This window comes from Pseudomonas sp. CM25 (genome assembly GCF_013179705.1).
GTDB lineage: Bacteria > Pseudomonadota > Gammaproteobacteria > Pseudomonadales > Pseudomonadaceae > Aquipseudomonas.
Map to the genome: position 1 here is coordinate 1 of NZ_JABMCW010000606.1, position 1,733 is coordinate 1,733.

Sequence of the window (1,733 nt, forward strand, 5' to 3'; positions counted from 1 at the left end):
AAGATCGGCAGCGAGATCTTCGTCGCCGCGCAGCACCGCACCTTGCTGGTACTGGGCATGTTCTTCAGCTACCTGCTGGTCAAGCGCCTGTCGCCGCGCTATTGCGTGCTGGCTGCGCTGCTGGTGGGCACGGCGTTGTCTGGCGCGCTGGGCTTGCTGGACTTCAGCGGCTTCCATCTGGAGGTGGCCAAGCCGGTGTGGACCACGCCGAGCTTTTCTTTGGCAGCCACTATCAGCATTGGCATTCCGCTGTTCGTGGTGGCCATGACCTCGCAGAACATGCCCGGCGTGGCCGTGCTGCGCGCCGACGGCTACCAGGTGCCGGCCTCGCCGTTGATTTCGGCCACCGGCTTTGCCTCGCTGCTGCTGGCGCCGTTTGGCTCGCACGGGGTCAACCTGGCGGCCATCAGTGCGGCGATCTGCACCGGGCCGCATGCCCATGAAGACCCGAGCAAACGCTACACCGCTGCGGTGTGGTGCGGGATTTTCTACGGCATTGCCGGGGTGTTCGGGGCGACGCTGGCGGCGCTGTTTGCCGCATTGCCGAAAGAGCTGGTGCTGTCGATTGCGGCGCTGGCGCTATTTGGCTCGATCATGAACGGGCTGACCGTGGCCATGAGCGAAGCGCGTGAGCGTGAGGCGGCGGTGATTACCTTCATGGTCACGGCTTCGGGGCTGACCCTGTTCTCGATCGGCTCGGCGTTCTGGGGGATCGTGGCTGGGGTGTTGGCGTTGGTGATCCTTAACCCCCGCAAGGCCTGAGGGTTTTTATTGCCTGTGCCGGCCTATTCGCGGGTGAACCCGCTCCCACAGAGTAATCACAAGGTCTGAAGCCTGTGGTGGACAGTGATATCCCTGTGGGAGTGGGTTCACCCGCGAAGAGGCCAGCACAGGCAACCCAAAAACCGCCAGCATCACAACCGGAAATGCCCCACCATCCCCTTCAGGTCGGTACCCAGCTGCGCCAGCTCGATACTCGACCGGGCATTGTCCTGCATCGCCAGCGCCGCCTGGTCCGCACTGCCGCGGATCTGCGTGACACTGCGGCTGATCTCTTCGGCCACCGAACTCTGCTGCTCGGCGGCCGCCGCAATCTGCTGGTTCATCTGCTGAATCAATGACACCGCCGCCGCAATGCTGCCCAGCGCACTCTCCGTGTGCAACGCATCCGCCACCGCCAGGCGCACCAGCTCGGTACTGCCGCGAATCTGCGCCACCGATTGCTGGGCATTGCCGCGCAAGCTGGCAACCAAGGCCTCGATCTGTTCGGTGGACTGCCGGGTACGCCGCGCCAGCGCGCGCACCTCATCGGCCACCACGGCAAAGCCACGGCCCTGCTCGCCGGCCCGGGCGGCTTCGATGGCGGCATTCAGCGCCAGCAGGTTGGTCTGCTCGGCCACGCTCTTGATCACCGCCAGCACGTCGCCAATGGTGTGGATCTCGGCACTGAGGCTATCGATGCCGGCGCTGGCGGTTTCCGCCGCCGCCGCCAGCTGTTCGATGCGCTGCATGCTCTGGCGCACCACCTGCTGGCCGGAACCGACCTTGTCGTCCGCCGCCTGGGCCGCCTGCGCCGCCTGTTCGGCATTGCGCGCCACATCGTGCACGGTGGCGGTCATCTGCTGCATGGCGGTGGCCACCTGTTCGGTTTCTTCCTTCTGGCTGCCGACCTCACGGTTGGTCTGCTCGGTCACCGCCGACAAGGCCTGGGCGTTGCCCGCCAGTTGCTCGAT

2 protein-coding genes are annotated in these 1,733 nt (G+C 65.6%); one reads left to right on the top strand and one right to left on the bottom strand.

What is annotated here, in order from left to right; translation table 11 throughout:
* A partial coding sequence (locus HP546_RS29915; RefSeq protein WP_172233403.1) for a benzoate/H(+) symporter BenE family transporter occupies positions 1–762 on the top strand: 762 nt, incomplete at its 5' end.
* 152 nt (positions 763–914) lie between these two features.
* On the opposite strand, the gene HP546_RS29920 is transcribed toward HP546_RS29915, so the two are convergent.
* Positions 915–1,733 (bottom strand): methyl-accepting chemotaxis protein (locus HP546_RS29920; RefSeq protein ID WP_256678576.1); only part of this gene is annotated, 819 nt, incomplete at its 5' end.